The organism is Rossellomorea yichunensis, from assembly GCF_032337515.1.
Taxonomy (GTDB): Bacteria; Bacillota; Bacilli; order Bacillales; family Bacillaceae_B; genus Rossellomorea; species Rossellomorea yichunensis.
The window spans coordinates 761,869-779,392 of record NZ_JAVYAD010000001.1 but is presented as its reverse complement, the minus strand read 5'-3'; the positions used below and the strand labels follow the sequence as shown (position 1 = coordinate 779,392).

The following is a 17,524-nucleotide window of genomic DNA, read 5'->3' as shown; positions in this document are numbered from 1 at the left end:
AGAAAAGAAGAGCATTAACATAACGTTAATACTCTCAGTTTATCTTCTTGTTGATTCTCAATAGATTATAGATTAAGCGTGCGAACACAAAAAGAAGGCCACCAATAAATGAACCCAATGTATTCATTATCCAATCATCAATATCTGTTGCTCTTCCTAATGGAAGATAGTATTGAGCAAACTCAATTCCAAAGGAGAAAAGTGCTCCGATAAATGTCACCATCAGAATAATCTGTTTCGACTGCCTCATCCACCAAGCAATAAAAAAGGTTAATGGAATAAACAATATTATATTAGCCATCAAGTTTCGAATGGGCACATCTAAATGATTCCGGTAAATTAAATTCAACTTCAAGTTAGAAAATGGATCAAAATTCACAGATCCCTCTGAAACATTTCCACCCGTCAATGGGGTCATTGTGATTAAACAAATCGCTCCAATCGTTATACATGTAAACAGAACAGGCAGTAAATTCATCCATCTGCCTTTCCCTTTTCTTTTCTTCCAATAGGAGACCGCAAAGATAAGGGAAATCGTCACAACCACAATAATCGGAAGAACCCAACCAAATGCGCTCCATAATTCTTTCATGATTCCTTTTCCTACTTTCCTTTAAGCTACAACGATGATTTAGTTTATTTACGATGATATATGTTTGAAGGCGACGCATTATGACAAGGTGCGAATCATCACCTCAGCAGTCTCTTTATCCATTCCATTCCAGGAAGTGTGGATTTCAAAAGTACCTTCTTCGAAAAACAAAGGGAATTTTCGCTGGAAAAACTGCTGCATTGGTAAATCTAAGGCTTCTGACTTTGAGACCCAAACCAATTCACCTTCAGGAGGATTTTCGAGGAACTCACCTGTGGTTTCATAGGCAAGGTAATTATATACGATATATCGAAATCCCTTTTCTGGTACAACGTATTCATCTAACCCTTTATACCTTAATTTTTCTACCTGTAAACCTGTCTCCTCTCTTACCTCTCGGATTGCACCTGCTGCAGGACTTTCGGGGAAGTCAATTTTACCTCCCGGTGCTATGTAACCGGGATAGTCTTTCTTCTCCGGCCTATTTAATAACAGCAATTTGTCCCCTCGCTGTATCATTACTAACGAATACATCACTGTTTCTATCTTCATTCATTCCTCATCCCTTTATACTAGTTCCAATCCATTTACGAATACCCTCGGTCCTTAAAGTCAGACCATCCTTATCCAGCTTTTCTAAAAAGGGGATCAAGTATTTTCTGGATAATCCTAGTGCGGCTTTGGCATCTGCTATATCGAATATTTCGCCGGTTTTTTCTTTTAATTCTTCAACAGTTTTCAAAAAAACTTGATAGGAATATGATTTTTTATCATCCAATGAAACGATTTTCTTTTCCTGGATAAAAAAATGATAAAAATCAGACTGCCATTTTTCAGGTATACCTACTTGATGGAAATACTTCTCCATGTCTTTTACTTGTGTACCATCAGCCTCCATTAATGTAATGAGCTGATTGCATCGTTTCTCCCATTCAGGAGGTAAATGAGGAATGAATTCCTCTAAACTAAGAAAACCATTGTTTCTTTTCCAATGTTTTTGCTCAATCGCAAAGTCCACTAAAGCTCCTGAGTACCTTTTTAAAGATTGCTTTAACTCACCAATATTGATCCCTCGTAATAAAGGAAACTCCTCATGGAATCCTCGAAGAATATGTTCGATCGAATTCACGCATTCATCCACTATTTTCATATGAGTAACATTGGATTGTGAAAATACAATCCATTGATCATCACCCTCCAGAATATCACGCAGGTCTTTATGAGTTATAGATGCTTCTCTAATGATGAAACCTTCATCCACACATTTGTATTGTTCAACCAGCCTTAGAACTCTTTCCTGAGGTGAACCGTGCCGTTCAGACTGAAGAAGGGCAATCGTTTCCTCTCCGAATTTGTATTTCCCGCCATTCGGCTGAATAATCCAGCCTCCCCCGATCGTTTCCATTGGAGTGGGTCTTCTTAGTATAAAACGATCACCTCTTTTGGCCACAATCGTTTCATTAAGCCGGATTTGACATAAAATATCGTCGGATTCCGAATCGACTTTATTTCGATCAAAAAATACAAGCTTCCCCATCACTTCGGAAGTTCCTACATGAGCCACAATTGGCATTCTTTGTTTTATAGGATGGTTTACTGCACGTAATACTTTGAGACACACGTCAATCGTGTTGGTCACGGTAAAATGTGTGGATGTGACGAGTACGTTTCCTCTTTTTATTTCTTTGTAATCCACTCCAGAAAGGTTTATCGCTGCACGCTGACCGGCAAAAACACTACTCTCTTTCCTATGGTGGGCTTGAATTTGTTTCGCTTTCGTATGTATTCCTTGAGGTAATATGATTATTTCCTCTCCAGTGTCCAAGGTTCCTTCAAAAACAGTCCCTCTTACGACTGTTCCCTGACCCTTTACAGTAAAAACTTGATCAATCGGCAAACGAAAATCGCCTCTGACACTTTTCGAAGCCATTCCCTTTAGTGTAGTAATGACTATTTGTTTTAACCTCTTGACACCTTCACCTGATAGACTATCTGCCATCAAGATAGTAGCACCTTCAAATACTGTTCCCTTCAACTCATCTATCACTTCTTCAAGAGCCAAATCCCTTAGTTCTTCTTCAACTTTCGATATTTTCGTCAGCACGACAATGCCTTGAGTGATTCCTAGTAGCGCCAGTATATCAAGATGTTCCTTCGTTTGCGGCATTACCCCTTCATCTGCCGCTACCACCAACACAACGAGATCGATCCCTGCCACACCTGCGATCATCTGACGAATAAAACGCTCATGACCAGGAACATCCACTACAGAAATCTCCATTTCTGCATCATTATATAATGGGGCAAACCCGGGTTCAATCGAGATGCTGCGCTCCTTTTCCTCCTTTAATCGATCAGTATCGACAGAAGTAAGGGCCTTTGTGAGAGTGGTTTTTCCATGATCAATATGTCCGGCCATTCCAATCGTATAATATTTTTTCCCCATCCTCTCTCCCTCTCTTTTATCTTTTCTTTTTGAACCGGAAAAACAGGACGCCTGCCATTATGGCAAAACAAATGGCAAATAAGATTCCCTTCCATACATCTCCATCTGAAAAAGATTTCAATACCCATATCAATATAAATAACGTTATGGCTATATCAATCATCATCATACCTTTTGAGTTTCGAATGTTTCTTCACCTGCTGCCCTTTAGTTTAGTTGCGATTCTTTTACTTTATCATAATCCTGCCTCAACGTTCCATTAAGTCTAAACCCTGCCATACTATATTCCCGACATAGGAGCTCCCTTTTTTATCATGATAATCCTTGAAACCTTGATGTTGGAATGAAATTTTAATAGTAAAAAGGAGAATCACCTGACATTCTGTGATTCTCCCTCCTATAAAGTCTATTCAGATCCCTCTTCAATCAATGTTTTCATATCTTGGACAATTTCATCGTAAGGGACGTCACTATTGCCACTATACGTTTTTACGACTGTCCCTTTTTGATTCACCAAGTAGAAGCTGGTACCATGAATCATCTGATCGGAATTAGGATCGTCGGCTACTATCGAGCGGAAGGAATGTTCCGCAAGATCCTTTACCTCGTCAAATTCATAGCCTGTAAGCAGTTCCCATTTACTTGTATCTGCTTCAAAGTTTGAAATATACTCTTTTAATGCGTCCGGTGTATCATTTTCAGGATCTACGCTGAAGGAAACGATTTTGTAATCCTCTACCCCTTCTTTTTTCAGCTTTTCTTGAAGCTTCGATAAATTAAATGTCATTGGTGGACAAACGGTTTCACAATTAGTGAATATGAAATCTGCGATCCAGACATGTCCTTTCAAATCATTCAAACCGACTTCTTGATTATTTTGATTCGTATAAGAAAATTCTTTCACTTCATAATCTGTTTCTGCTTGAAAGTTACTATTACTGCAACCTGCAAGGAGAATACTGATGATGGTCATCACCACTAGGAATGGTTTGGTTTTTGACATCTTTATCTCCTCCGACTTTATCTATCTCTCCCATTCTATGTTAGTAAAAAGGGGATAAAAAAACAATCAGCAGAGGCAATATTCATTGTCTATTTTGTGAATGCTCTGCTTCCCTTCCAATTTCAAACGCTCCCAGACTTCCAGCGTATGAACCTTTCTCTGGAAAAATAGGGGTGTAGGATAACAACTCTTGAAATTGCGTAAGGTCTTCTTTTAAAGCAGGATTTGATTTCAACGTACTACCAATGAATACGAAATGCTCTAACTTATGGGCTTGAGACGCTTGAGACGCAAGCAGAATAATGGTTTCTGCAATCATATTCGTTAGAGCCCGCAGTTTGTCTTCTTTCTTAGAAGATGAATCTCCTTTAGCAAAATTAGAAGCTGTCAAATGTTCAGGAACCGGAGAATTCATTGCCTCATAGACGTCTCTCACTGATAAATCAACTAGTTCTCGTTTGCCTTCTTTTGATAACCGTACCAGCTCGTAATAGTCAGATTCTCCAGTCAGTAAACCTCCCAATCCCATAAAGGTTCCTCCCCCTAACCCACTACCAAGCAACCTTTCACATCCGTTTTCATCAACCTTAAAGATAGACGTCCCCGTACCTATATTTATAAGGATGAACTGTTTCAGGTCACTTTTTTCCTCTTTAAGGAGCAGTTTAGCTCCACTGCATACCGCTATGAATTCTCCAACAATATGTGCCTGTGGAAAGGTCTCTCCCCACTTCTCTGCTTTTCCTCCCGTAATGTAAAGTTTATGGTGTTTGGCCAAGAGTGTAAGCCACTGCAGCACATTCTCTTGCTGCTCACTTGAAAATGTTTTAAAATGCAGCCGGCCATTTTCCTTATACACGATCTTGGTTAACGTGCCGCCAGCATCGACCCCGACCACACTCATTCTTCCCGTTCCTTCATTTTTTTCTTGGAAAATAAATAGTGCAGGGTAAAGCCGTGAACGACCATTATCGTAAGGAAAGCAAGAAAATAATAGAAAACACCTATGACCCCATCTGAAGTATCCTCTGTAATGAGCCACCATACCGATGCAAAAAGAAGAAATAGAAATTGAAGAGCGACTCCCTCCAAGAATGGTTTTTTATAGGTATTGAAATCCAGCAGTCTCTTCCAGCTCCATCCAATTGCAACTACGGCTGATACTAACAATAATAATATGTAGATACTTATTTTCATCAATGATGCCTCCAATCTAATTCTTACTAGTTCCATGGTATTCAATTGATCTGGAAAATGAAAGAGAAAATGGGAAAAACACCAATTTATTTGGTGTTTTTCCGCCTTAATCCTATTCCAAGCTTTTATGATCATAACGATAGGCGTTGAAATGAGTGATATCCACCTTTACTTTCACTTCATCCAATGAATTGTCTGTTAAATAAAATGAAGGCTGTTCTTCAAGTTTGTTAAACTGTAGTGGATGGTATCTATACCATTTTTCACCTACATTTAGTAGATCCACTTGTTTGTCCAACCCAATGTTGTATACTTTTTCAATTTCATTTTCCAAAGACTTTTCAAGTGTACTTTTCACTTCTTTATATGGCGCATCCTGTAATTTTTCAATTAGCTCTGCTTTCACGCTGACTTCGAGTGAAAATGTGGGAAAATCACCTTTTTCTTTCTTATATTTTATTTTTGGCTCCTTCGTCAATAGTTTAAATGTAGATACCAATTCATCATCAATATACAAAGGATAATCTATTTGATTTTTTTTGGTAAGCAACCAATCAACGACGATTGAGGGTTTAGAAGGAAGGTCTCCTTTGAATTGTGATTGTTGAAACAGACTATACCCGTTCAAGTAAAGTACAGGATAAGGTTGATCCGCCTTCCAGGATTTTTTATCAATACTGATATTTGGAATGAAAGCCGTGCCCATCGGTTCATAGTATTCCCTTAAGAAATGCATTAAACTTGTAGCCCCGATATCATCTTGTAAAGACTCTATCGTTTCTTCTGTCAGCAAAACTGTATAAACGGGAGGATAATTAAATAAGCCGTTAACCTTAAAGATTTCTTCAATGCTCTCATCAGTTGTAAATATCTGCAGATTCGGCCTCAATGAACGATTTCTTCCCACATCCTCCAGGACCTCTTTAAATTTGTACTTCAACACATTTTTTGAGACAACGAGAGTTTTTGTATGTCCAAAAAATAATGATGGCCTTGATGCTTTATATAAGTGTCTTACAGCCAAATTCAGTGTTTTTCCAGAAGCAGAACCAATAAACGCCGGCACAGGTTCTGTAGGCTTACTTCCCTCCTGTTTTGCTACATTGGCAAAATTCAAACCTTGAAGATATGCTGTGTATTCCTGATTTTCTTCATTGTAATCCAGTCCGATCGAAACAATATACGTTAGATCCTGAATGTTTTTTGAACCGGTACATCCTGTCAATAAAAGGATTAAAGAAACGAAAATGAGTCTACCTGTCTTGTTGATCACTTTGATTTATTCCTTTCCTTGTACTGTCATCCGGACTGGTTGAAGGGGTACGGTTTTTGTAAAATTGAATAGGCAAACGGAAAAATGACCGAATGATTTCATTCCAACTGATGGGGGCTACTGAACCAAGAAATGGAGTACCAAAGGAAGATTTTGTCGCTAAATATAGAACCGTCAGAATAAAACTCATAACAACACCGAATAATCCAAAAAAAGTGCTAATGAGCAATACAACGAACCTTAATATCGTCGTCCCATACTTCAACGTTTGATTAACGAGTGTAAATGACGAAATATAAGTAATGGCTCCAATGACCAGCATGGTCGGGGATGTCAACCCGGCACGTATGGCGGCATCTCCTACAATCAGACCACCAAGCACAGAAACCGTCTGACCAATCGCCCTGGGTAGACGGACACCTGCCTCATTAAAAAACTCAAACAAGAATAGAACGATAAACATCTCAACAGGAGCGGAAAGTGGTAAGCCGAACCTGGAAATCGAGATCGTCGCCACGAGCAGATAGGGAATTTGTTCAATATTATAAGCCGAGAATGCAACCCATAATCCCGGTAAATAAGCTGAAATCAAAAGCCCGCTTACTCGCAGGATCCTTTCCAAAGATACATATACATAGTTGATACTTGAGTCTTCTGGTGACTTCGTTTGTAACAAGAGATTTATTGGCGCAATGGAAACTGTAGGATAGCCATCCACCAAGAGGGCAAATCTTCCCTGAACCAATGAATCAACGATAAAATCGGGTCGACCTGTGAAATCGAAATTAGTGAATATGGAATTAGGGTTGTCGTCCAGCATCGATTCCAACTGTTGATTGCTGGTTAAAACATCAATATCCACTTTTTCCAATCTTGTATATAACTCATTGAGAATACGCTCATCGATTACATCATTCAAGTACATAATGGCAATTTCTGTATGACCGCGGGTACCTATCTTGAATTTTTCCACTGAAAGAGTCGGAGTGAAAAGTCTTCTCCTAATTAAAGATATATTTGTATTCAAATCTTCAACGAATCCATCTTTTGGCCCGCGGATTGATGTTTCAAGCGAGGATTCTTCCGGCATACGTTTAGGAAAGTTTCCTGCATGTAAAGAGATAATTTTTTCATCGATGAAAAACAAAATATACCCATTGAATAGAGAAGTAGAGAGCATATCCAGGGGCTTACCTGTTTCATCTACCGCTTGGAAATTCCCCTCCACCTTTTTTGCATAGTACTTTTCAGGACCTTCTTCTAATTTTGGGAGAATGAATTGATCGAGGTAATGTCGATCGACCAAGCTCTCAAAATATACCAGGGTGACCACTTCATCATGAAAAAAATGTTCTCGAATAAGTAAATCATGACTCTTTGAAAATAATTGTTTTAACTCTTTCAAAGTGTCCTCTTTTTCTTCCTCTATCCGCTTTTCTTTCGAAGACTTCTTCATTTTGAACATCCTTTACTTTATAAATCGGAGGACCACTGCTGACGAAATAATTTGTACGGTGAAAAGGACAACGGTTGCGGGAAAAAAATACACATATAAGAACTTATAAAAAAAATACGTATCAACATCTATAAAAATAAGTACCAGTAGTATTAGAAAAATGGGCACCATCACTTTTAAAGAAATTTGATAACGATCCTTCTTTTTTGTAAAAAAAACAGCCAACAGAAACATGAATAAACTAATCCTGATAAGGGCACCACATAACCACTGATAGAGAGCAAAGAAATCTAAATGAGTAATAAATTCACCGATAGATAAAATTCTCCATTGTTCATATGCTGGATACCTCATATTTGCTGATTCTATATGTCCAAATTCCATGATGGAAGCGGATAATGGCCCCAACATCAAGCCCATTATAATTAGCCCAAGAACGATTAAATGGTGAAATTTAATTTTCCCTTCACTATAAGGTTGTATTAATACAATCAAATATAATTCAAGTAACCCGGATAATACATAAATCATCCCTTTAAAGACAGGCTCATATCCATTACTGAAAATTGGAAACAATAGACTGGGATCTTTCATATTGGTGTTTGTAAAAGCAATAAAAAAGCCAAATAACATAACCAATGGCAATAAGATACCACTCGCGATGGCCATATGTTTGATCCCTGACCAACTGATTAGGAAGCAGATAAGGAAGATGCTACCTACCACTAATAGTGATGGGACGTCTGCTAAGAAATATGCACTTAACCATATTATTAAATCAACAAAGGTTATATATGCACTTGATAATAAAAATAAACACATTGGCAGTGAGAAAAGGAAAACAAACCATTTGTTCCACTTTTGATTAAGTAGATGATAGAACCCTTCCTGAGGGGAATTCTTTACTATGTAATAGATTAACAATGTGAAGATAAATAATATTGGGTAGGTTAAGATAATACTGATCCATCCATCTCTCCCGGCAGCATTCAGGATACTTGGGATAAGCATGACATGATTTAATAAACCGGTTGAAAGGATGAGCAATAGGATTAATTGTCGGGGAATTAAAATGGGACGAATGCTTTTCATAAGTTATCTCCAAATTTCTGATTGTTTTATCTCTATTTATGTCCTACATAAAAGAAATCAAACCTCCTAATCCAATTAAGGACCTTTCATGACCGAATCAAATCTGAACAATGAATCGCATCTTTCCTTAAATAGAAAAAAAGGTCAAAGAGCTATTCTCTTTGACCTTTTTAGATGGAATTGTGAAGATTCAAAGTATTAATAAGCCTAAGCAAGAAATTGAAATTCAGTCCTGCTTCCGCTTTGAGAGGATATGACCTCTAATCTGGCGTCGATTCTCTCTTTTAACTCTGGAACATGTGAAATTAACCCTACTAGTCGGCCACTGCTTTGGATATCCATCAGTGCTTCAATGGCATGGTCCAGGGATTCTGGGTCCAATGTTCCAAATCCTTCATCAATAAACATTGTTTCAAGTGAGACGCCACCTGCATACTGCTGCACGACATCTGCAAGTCCGAGGGCAAGTGCTAACGATGCCTTGAAGCTCTCCCCTCCGGATAACGTTTTAACGTGTCGTTCCTGTCCTGTGTATTGATCAAATATGAGAAGCTCTAAACCGCTCTGGACGTTACCTTTGCTTCTATCCGTTTTTCGAATCAGCTGATAGCGCCCTGACGTCATTTTGATTAATCGTTCATTAGCCACTTGAAGAATATCTTCAAGGAATGATGCAAGCACATATCTTTCAAATGTTATGCGATTTGCATTCTGACCCCGGGATACTTCTGCCAGATGCCCGACCATTTGATATCTGGATTCTAAATGCTTTATTCCTTCATTAATGGATGTCACCCTTGCAAGAATTAGCTTATTCTCTTTCGTATTTGTCATGATTTTATTAAGTTTATCATTTACAAGCCTAAGTTCCTCGGTAACCCGTGTTACGTTTTCTTCAATGCTTTTCACATCAGGCTTATGTTTATCCTGTAAGTGCTTTTCAATGTCATATAGACGATCGGAAACGGAACGCAGGTCTTCACCATACTCCTTCACTTTTTCTTGAAGACCCAGGATTTCTGCTTCAGACTTTTTAGCTTCCTGGAATGCTCTATAGTGAGAAAAACCTTGTTCTGTAAGAAGCGTAAGAAATGCTTCACGTTCGGTTTTCAATTCTGCATTAACTTTTTGAATATGGGTTTCTTTGTCACTCACTTGTGACTCTTTTACGCTATACAAGTTCTCGAGCTCATAGTATTGCTTCTGGGCACGCTCGTATGCCGTCTTCAGCTCTTCTCTTTTTTGCTTTTGCTCTTTTAATACTTTATTAAATTGAAATTTTGATCTGAGCTCATAGGGAATATCTTCCTTCACCTTTTGAAGGGTAGTATCCTTCGTAAGGAACTGAGTATTAAGCTCCTGTAGCTTGTCCAAATTTTTCAATCTTGAGCCGTCCAGTTCTTCTAGCTTTTCCCTTCCTTTTCTTACTTCTTCCCTCATTACCTTTGCTTGTTCGACTTCCCTTTTCTTTTCAGCCATTGAACGGTTCAAGGCTTCAATCTCTGATGTCACTTGAGAAAGAGTATCATTTATATCATTCCGTTTAAAGTCGCTTTTCTTTTCACGAATTTTCCTAACGATACCGTCTATCTGATCCTGAATCCCCTGCATTTTTGTTTCCTCTTGAGCGATCGCAAGGCTCATCCTTTTCTCTTCCTGGTTGAGTTCCTCTTGCTTTTCCTTCGCAGCTTTCAAATCTTCCTGAGAGGGTAGTGAATCAACACCAGTGGCCGGGTGTGGATGATGCTCTGAGCCACAAACGGGACAAGGAACGTGATCAACCAGTCCTTTTGCAAGGTGTGCTGCTTGAGCAGAGTGCAACTTCTCTTCTAAATGGGCAAGAGTTTCAGACGCGTCCAAACTTTGTCTCTGAAGGTGACTATACTGTTCTTTTAATATTTGCTCTTGCTTAAGGACAAGTTGAAATTTTTGATCCATCTTCTCTATTTCGTTTATCTGTTCTAAAAAGGATTGATTCTTTTGTAACGATTTTTCTAATTGAAATAAATCTGCTTGACCATTTTCACCTTCTTCAAGTCGTTTTTCCCGGGATTTTATGCCTTCTTGTAAAAATGAAATCTGTTCTGTTTGTTTTTTGACAATTTCTTGCTGCTGCTCATATCTTTCTTTCATTTCTTTGGTATCTTTCATCAACAAATCCAGCGAATCTATATCTTTTTCCATTTCTTCGAGTTGAGTGATTTTCTTTGAAACGTCGTCCCTGAGATTTTCGTTATTTTTTTCTTCCTTAAATGTTTCTTTAGCTACTATAAGCTTTTCTGAAATTTCATTCTTTTCTTCTATAAGTTGAGCTAATTGACCCTTCAGTTCCTTCAAGTTTCGATTTAGTTTATGGCAATACTCATCTTGTGGAACTAAACGGGATGCTCGCTGAGCTAATATTATGTCTCGATCGATTGATTCGATTTCAGGCTTTAATTTTAAAAGGGATTCTTTCTCAGCCCTTAGTTTTTCTTGAAGCTCGTACTGATTGACCAACCCTTCCGCCTCTTGAAGCTGCTTCTTGAGGGCATCTCTTTTCTTCTGCACACTTTCATAATTAAGCTGCATTTCATTCTCCCTAATTTCCATGCTTTCTATGTGAGCTGGAAGAAGTTGAAGAATATGATGGTCATTCAATGGATTTTCTAATAAAAGTGACTGAAGCTCTTTATTTTCTTCAAAATGAATTCTAAGTAATTCCCTTGTTCGTTCTTCAATAGAGGTTTCTACTGACTTCTTTAAATCGTCTGCCTCCGATTTCAGTTTTTCCTGGATGGTCTTATAGAGCTCTGTATGGAATAGACGTTGAAGGATAAGCTCCTTATCTTTACTGTCTGAAGTTAAGAGCTTTCGAAACTCCCCTTGGGGAATCATAAGAATCTGCCTGAATTGATTGGCATCCAGTTGAATTAAACCTTTGATCTTCTCATCCACGTCTCTGACGTTAGCCGCCAGTACCTGTTCTTTTCCATCTTCATCATATACGTATAATTCAGAACGGGCATTTATGGTTGTGTAGCCTTCTCCTCTTGCTTTCTTTTTGTCCTGCTGAGGGGAGCGCCAAATGCGATACGATCTGCCTCTTAAACTGAATGTAAGTTCTACCTCCGTAATAACATCATTACTTGCAAACTGACTTCTCAGTTCAGTCGGACTGCGATCCTCACCACTTGCCTTCCCATAAATCGCATAGGATATTCCATCAAAAATAGTCGTCTTACCAGAACCTGTCTTCCCTGATATCACGAACATTGTGCGGTTCCCCAACGAGCGAAAGTCAACCGTTTCTCTTGCTGCATAGGGTCCAAAGGCTTGCATCACTAGTTGAAGGGGCTTCATGCTTGATCGACCTCCTTTCTGGCTTTATCAATAACGTTCTTAAGGACTTCTTCCTTTTCATTGGTAAATTCACCTGTGGTCATATCTCCGTAGAATTCTCTAAACAAATCCAGTTCCGACCTTTTCTTATCCTCCAATACTTTGAAAGTATTTTTCTTTTTGGCATCGGTGAGGTCCATTTTCCTCTCCAGATGTAAAACGTTCGGATAGACTTGTCGCAATTGATTAATGGGATCGATTAACGTACCTTCATCATGTAACGTGATCTTTAGATAGTCATCGACTTTCTGGGATTGATAGAATGCAGGGTCCAGAAGCTCTTCCATCAAACCCTGGAGTTCTCTCATATCCTGCTTCGGCTTTAGCACTTCTTCCCGTAAACGGAAGGATCCATCCCCATCCATTTCTACGATGCTCACTGACTTTCGCTGACTCGCTTCAGAAAATGAGTATTTTAATAGAGACCCTGAATATCGAATCGTTTCATGCTTAATAGCATCTGGACTATGAAGATGACCCAGTGCTGAATAATGGAAGGACTTAAACACATCTGCACCGACACAGCCGGATCCCCCAACAGAAAGGGTTCGTTCTGAATCTGTGGTTTTCCCCCCAAGCACAAACGCATGACCAACAAAAACATGCGGCTCATCTGGATTCATTTTCTCTTCGATTCTCTTCACAATGGCCTCCATCGCCGCATGATGGGAGTTAATCGAATCGTCTTCTAGTATTTGTCTGACATTACCAGGTTCAGCATAAGGAACACAGTGGAAATGAACCCCTTTAATGGTGATTGGGGTAAAGTCATTTGTCAGTTTTCCTTTCAAGTGGAATTGACTATGCTTGTACCATGATGAACCGAATGATAGTCGCTCCGCACTGTCATGATTTCCAGAAACAGCTACAATCGGTGTCTTTAATTCTACGTTAATCCGGTATAAAACTTCGTCCAACAACTCTACAGCTTCTGTAGGAGGAACGGACCGGTCATAAAGATCACCCGCAATGATGACTGCATCAGGTTCTTCCTTTTTTACAAGTTCTATAAACTCCTCTAATATGTATCGCTGTTCTTCTGTCATATATATGCCATGAACCAATTTACCTAAATGCCAATCGGCGGTGTGAATGAATTTCATCACTGTTGTCTCCTCTCCGGTCAATGAGTATCTCCTTAAATTATATCAAACTAATAAGTTATAAGTGAATGGAAATGTCACTTTCCAGGAACGTTTGTTCTTATTTCACCCTAAGGCAAAGTGAACCTCAAGAAATAAGAAAGGATACCCCTCAATAATGAGGGGTATCCTTCAATTATTCTTTTAACTGCTGTGGCAGTGTTTGGATCGATGTAATCACGGCATCCAGCTTTGTCTCAATACGATACAGGAGATACATTGTGACAACAATCGGAAAACCCACCTCAGACACAAAAGCGATAATGGTCTCCATCCTATTCCCTCCTCTCGAAATTAATATAGGGAATTTATAAGAAAAAGGTTACGTTATTGTTTATAGTAAAAAAGCGAATCCATAAGCTTCTGGATTCGCTTTTTTGATTAACCGTTTAAGTCACTGATTAAGCTGGAGCTAACTAAGCCAGCCTCATCAAGAATTTCTTTGATTTGGTTTTCTGCTTCGTTTAATTTTTCATTGGCTGCCGTTAAATCAGTTTCGCCTTCTTTTGAGAGTGCTTCAGCTTTCATATTATATGATTCTGTCAAAGTCGATCGGAATGATTCCACCGCGTCCTCTTGATCACCAAGACCTTCAGGGATCTGCAGTCCTTCTACCGCTTTAGCAGATTCAGTTGCTGATGCAGCAGCAGCTTCCTTCATTTTCTCCAACTCTTCTCCTGCAGGAGGCTCTTCTCCTGCAATCGCTTCTTCATATCCATTAAGGTCAATATCAACACCATTGACGGTTGTTGTTAAATTCAAATAAAAATCCATTAAATCTCCAGCAACATTTTCGTTTTCTTCCGATGCATTTGTTGTTTCCTCTTTTTTAGCTTCGTCAGAACCTGAATCGGAGCATCCAACCAGTGCTAAAGATAGACCCAGACCTAAAAACCATACTTTTTTCATACTTGTTTTCCCCTCTCTGTCTCAATCAACATGTTCAAGTATAGAAGGTTAGCAATTCCTATTGGAAATCGCTTTCTTCAATTTATGATAAGCCGGCAAAAAGTATCTTATCACGGGGAGAATCGACTGGTAAAGAAGAATTTTCTAATTTCTACAAAGTTTAAATCTTGTAAATATTTTAAATATACAGCCTATTGTTCTATCTGTTCATCAAACTTTTTACACTGGACAATGGTACCTATAGATTCTAAAAACATTTGAACAAGTTTTTCTTCTATGGTATAACATATATATACTTATTTTCGGGGCTGATTGTAGAGCTGGTGCATGCCTAGGTCTTCAAAACCTCTTGGGAGGCGCGTGCCGTCTCCGCTGGGTTCGATTCCCAGGCAGTCCCGCCATATCTTCACAAATGAAAGAGCCCTTATATTCGTTCTATAAGGGCTCTTATTTCATTGGTTTTGTAAGGTTTCCCTCTTTTTTCTTTCTGAAGCTTGAACAGCTTCAAACATGATATGGAAGGTGGTACCTTCTCCCTGCTCACTTTGCACCCTGATATCCGCTCCATGATCACGAAGAATTCTCAGACATATGGTGAGGCCTAAACCCGTGCCTTTCGTCTTCGTTGTGAAGAAAGGCTCCCCGAGTTTATCCAGCGTTTCTTTTTTCATGCCTACTCCCTCATCTTTGAAGGTTAATTGAACCTTGTTATAAGAGGACAAGTCTGCACTAATCGTAATCGTTCCCCCATGAGGCATTGATTCTATGGCGTTTTTAAGTAAGTTAATAAATACTTGTTTTAGCTGATTTTCATCCCCACGAATATGAAGCTCCCTTTCATGGAAATCGGTTTGGATTTCAATATTATATAAAATAGCATTCGTATTTAATAATTTCGCAACATGATCAAGGGTCTCAATGATATTGATTCGTCTATATGTAACGGATTGCGGCTTTGCGAGAATCAATAATTCGCTCAGCACAAGTTCAATCCTCTTGATTTCAGAAAAGACAATCCCTAAGTATTCCTTCGTCTTCTCATCGGCATCATCTCTTAATAACTGTAAGAAACCGTTGATCGACGTAAGGGGATTACGTACCTCATGTGCAATTCCGGCTGCTAATTGCCCGGCGACAGATAGCTTTTGAGATTCTATGGCTAACGTTTCATTCATTTCTATCAATTCTTCTTCATTATGTACTCTTTCGGTAATGTCTGAGATGGTTCCCACCGTCCCAAGAAGTTCACCGTTTTCATTGTAGTTTAACTTTACATTCACTTCACCCCAACGAAACTGCCCATCCCTCTTCTGATAAGAGAAGTCCATTTTCATTTTTTCCCTCCTCATGCTTATACTTTGTCTGACCATACGAAGTATTTCATGACGTTCATGCAGGGATATAAAATGAAGTGCATTCTTATGTAAACTTTCTTTAACCGTATATCCAGTGTAGTCTTCCCAGGATTGATTCAGAAATTGAAACTCTCCCTTAGAATTGGTATGAAAGACAACTTCATCGATACTCTGAAGCACATGCTGCATTTCTTCATTTAGAAGCTTCACTCTCTCCTCACTCTTTCGCAGGGCAGCGAGAGTTTTATAGCTTGTGTCATAATTTTTCCCCATATAGTAGCTGATAAAGAGAATCAATAGAGTGAACACCAAATCCACTTTCAAATCCACTGGATAATGCAGAACAAAGTAATAAATAAAATCCCATGTTAAGACTAGTAAAAGTCCAATAAGCACTGATACTATTCTCCCTCTATATATCATCCTGTGAGCCCCCTATCCATCCAAGCACGAGAATCGAAATAGAAAGAATTTTCGCGATATTTGTTATTTATTAGTATATCATTTCTAATTAAGAACAGTATAGACTTCTTTTGTAAAAACGACGATATTCTTGTCACAAGCTTTTCCCTTGTCTATAATGAATACGATACATACGCTTTTTGAAAAATTGAGGTGAAAGCATGCTTGAAGGTTGGTTCTTATATTTCATACTGTTTTGGGTCGTATTTTTAGTGGCTTCATTTGCTATTGGTGGATTCTTTATGTTCAGGAAATTCTTAAAGAGATTTCCTAAAGAGGATGGAAAATCCGATTTGGACTGGGAAGAACATTATGTGAATGAAACCATCCACTTATGGGGTGATGAGGAAAAGAAAATGCTCAATGAGTTGGTCACACCCGTACCCGAATTATTTAGAGACGTAGCGAAACAAAAAATTGCAGGTAAAATTGGAGAATTGGCTTTAAAAGAAAGAGCCTCTTCCATTACTCAGGAATTGGTCATAAGAGGGTATATCCTGGCGACTCCGAAGCGGGATCATAAGTTTCTTCGAAAAAAACTGAACGAAATGCAAATAGATGTAACCCCTTACGAACATTTATTCTAGGTGACAGGAAGGAAAGCGAATGGGATCGATACTGATTATTCCGATTGTGCTATATTTAATTTTTATTATAGGTGCTGCATTTCTCTTTTATAAATGGAAGAAAGCAAAAAAAGGTAAACGATAGTCGTTTACCTTTTTTATATGATTAATCAATGGGATCCTCTGCCTTACCGTATCGAATGACGTCAAGTATCGCTTGTCCATCACTTGGTTTCCCCTCCCCATTCCGAAACGGAAACAATGAAAAGAATATGAAATAAACGGAGAAATACACAAACTGATAGAAAAAGATGTGAACAGGTATGACTCCTTCAAATATTAGGAAGTTAATGGCTAAAATCGCAATCAGGTTAAATAAACTTCCAGATAGATAAATAAGCACATGAACCCACACCTTGTTATACTTCAATTCTGTATATTGACACCAACCTTCCATAAAATACATTCTCTTCACTTCCAATGGACCAATGCTCATTAAATGCTTACCTGTTCCAATACAAAATTTTATCTTTGCACCGAATATGCGTGCAACGAGGATATGACCTGCTTCATGGACGATGGTGACCAATGGCAGCGTTAAAAAGAATGCCAGAAAAAACGTCCAAATATCTGCTAGTGTAAACAATACT

The 17,524-nt window shown here is 38.6% G+C and carries 17 protein-coding genes and 1 tRNA gene; 3 read left to right on the top strand and 15 right to left on the bottom strand.

All coding sequences use genetic code 11. The features are described 5' to 3' along the window. Positions 1-34 precede the first annotated feature (34 nt). The 3 genes from RSX31_RS03840 to selB all read right to left on the bottom strand — a co-directional run bounded on the left by RSX31_RS03840 (position 35) and on the right by selB (position 3,038). Positions 35-592, bottom strand: coding sequence for a VanZ family protein (locus tag RSX31_RS03840; protein ID WP_315633379.1), 558 nt, complete (start codon positions 590-592; stop codon positions 35-37). 78 nt (positions 593-670) lie between these two features. Next, on the bottom strand, positions 671-1,144 hold the full coding sequence (locus RSX31_RS03835) for an 8-oxo-dGTP diphosphatase (RefSeq protein WP_315633377.1): 474 nt from the start codon (positions 1,142-1,144) through the stop codon (positions 671-673). Between the two features lie 7 nt (positions 1,145-1,151). Further along, on the bottom strand, positions 1,152-3,038 hold the full coding sequence (gene selB, locus RSX31_RS03830) for a selenocysteine-specific translation elongation factor (protein WP_315633375.1): 1,887 nt from the start codon (positions 3,036-3,038) through the stop codon (positions 1,152-1,154). A 59-nt stretch (positions 3,039-3,097) separates the two neighbouring features. Here selB and RSX31_RS03825 point away from each other — a divergent pair, with 59 nt between their 5' ends. Beyond that, positions 3,098-3,301 (top strand): hypothetical protein, encoded by a 204-nt coding sequence (locus RSX31_RS03825; protein ID WP_148969220.1) that lies wholly within the window; start codon positions 3,098-3,100, stop codon positions 3,299-3,301. A gap of 143 nt (positions 3,302-3,444) precedes the next feature. Here the strand turns inward: RSX31_RS03825 and RSX31_RS03820 are convergent, their stop codons facing one another. The 10 genes from RSX31_RS03820 to RSX31_RS03775 form a co-directional block, all read right to left on the bottom strand. After that, positions 3,445-4,041 carry an SCO family protein gene (locus RSX31_RS03820; protein WP_148969221.1) on the bottom strand — a complete coding sequence of 199 codons (597 nt, stop codon included), beginning with the start codon at positions 4,039-4,041 and terminating at the stop codon, positions 3,445-3,447. Positions 4,042-4,123: 82 nt separating this feature from the next. Next, on the bottom strand, positions 4,124-4,945 hold the full coding sequence (gene coaW, locus RSX31_RS03815; protein WP_315633371.1) for a type II pantothenate kinase: 822 nt from the start codon (positions 4,943-4,945) through the stop codon (positions 4,124-4,126). Further along, entirely contained in the window at positions 4,942-5,238 is a 297-nt protein-coding gene (locus tag RSX31_RS03810; RefSeq protein WP_187443376.1) for a hypothetical protein, read from the bottom strand. The genes coaW and RSX31_RS03810 overlap by 4 nt, the downstream gene beginning before the upstream one ends. A 112-nt stretch (positions 5,239-5,350) precedes the next feature. Further along, entirely contained in the window at positions 5,351-6,511 is a 1,161-nt protein-coding gene (locus RSX31_RS03805) for a Ger(x)C family spore germination protein (protein ID WP_315633369.1), read from the bottom strand. After that, positions 6,492-7,967, bottom strand: coding sequence for a spore germination protein (locus RSX31_RS03800; protein WP_315633368.1), 1,476 nt, complete (start codon positions 7,965-7,967; stop codon positions 6,492-6,494). Before RSX31_RS03800 ends, RSX31_RS03805 begins: the two co-directional genes overlap by 20 nt. Positions 7,968-7,979: 12 nt before the next feature. After that, positions 7,980-9,059, bottom strand: coding sequence for an endospore germination permease (locus RSX31_RS03795; RefSeq protein WP_315633366.1), 1,080 nt, complete (start codon positions 9,057-9,059; stop codon positions 7,980-7,982). 207 nt (positions 9,060-9,266) lie between these two features. Beyond that, entirely contained in the window at positions 9,267-12,401 is a 3,135-nt protein-coding gene (locus RSX31_RS03790; protein ID WP_315633364.1) for an SMC family ATPase, read from the bottom strand. After that, on the bottom strand, positions 12,398-13,543 hold the full coding sequence (locus RSX31_RS03785) for an exonuclease SbcCD subunit D (RefSeq protein WP_315633363.1): 1,146 nt from the start codon (positions 13,541-13,543) through the stop codon (positions 12,398-12,400). The genes RSX31_RS03790 and RSX31_RS03785 overlap by 4 nt, the downstream gene beginning before the upstream one ends. Positions 13,544-13,718: 175 nt before the next feature. Then, positions 13,719-13,856: a YvrJ family protein gene (locus RSX31_RS03780; protein WP_148969227.1), complete on the bottom strand. Its 138-nt coding sequence runs from the start codon at positions 13,854-13,856 to the stop codon at positions 13,719-13,721. A gap of 107 nt (positions 13,857-13,963) precedes the next feature. Next, positions 13,964-14,491 (bottom strand): hypothetical protein, encoded by a 528-nt coding sequence (locus RSX31_RS03775; RefSeq protein WP_148993700.1) that lies wholly within the window; start codon positions 14,489-14,491, stop codon positions 13,964-13,966. Between the two features lie 304 nt (positions 14,492-14,795). On the opposite strand from RSX31_RS03775, the gene RSX31_RS03770 reads away from it, so the two are divergent. After that, a tRNA-Sec gene (locus RSX31_RS03770) sits at positions 14,796-14,892 on the top strand. Between the two features lie 51 nt (positions 14,893-14,943). Here RSX31_RS03770 and RSX31_RS03765 read toward each other — a convergent pair. Further along, positions 14,944-16,269 carry an ATP-binding protein gene (locus RSX31_RS03765; RefSeq protein WP_315633360.1) on the bottom strand — a complete coding sequence of 442 codons (1,326 nt, stop codon included), beginning with the start codon at positions 16,267-16,269 and terminating at the stop codon, positions 14,944-14,946. 200 nt (positions 16,270-16,469) lie between these two features. On the opposite strand from RSX31_RS03765, the gene RSX31_RS03760 reads away from it, so the two are divergent. Then, a complete protein-coding gene (locus RSX31_RS03760; protein ID WP_113968093.1) occupies positions 16,470-16,895 on the top strand; it encodes a DUF2621 domain-containing protein in 426 nt (141 codons plus the stop codon). A gap of 145 nt (positions 16,896-17,040) precedes the next feature. On the opposite strand, the gene RSX31_RS03755 is transcribed toward RSX31_RS03760, so the two are convergent. Continuing rightward, complete coding sequence (locus RSX31_RS03755) at positions 17,041-17,520, bottom strand: site-2 protease family protein (RefSeq protein ID WP_148969230.1); 480 nt, start codon at positions 17,518-17,520, stop codon at positions 17,041-17,043. Positions 17,521-17,524 lie beyond the last annotated feature (4 nt).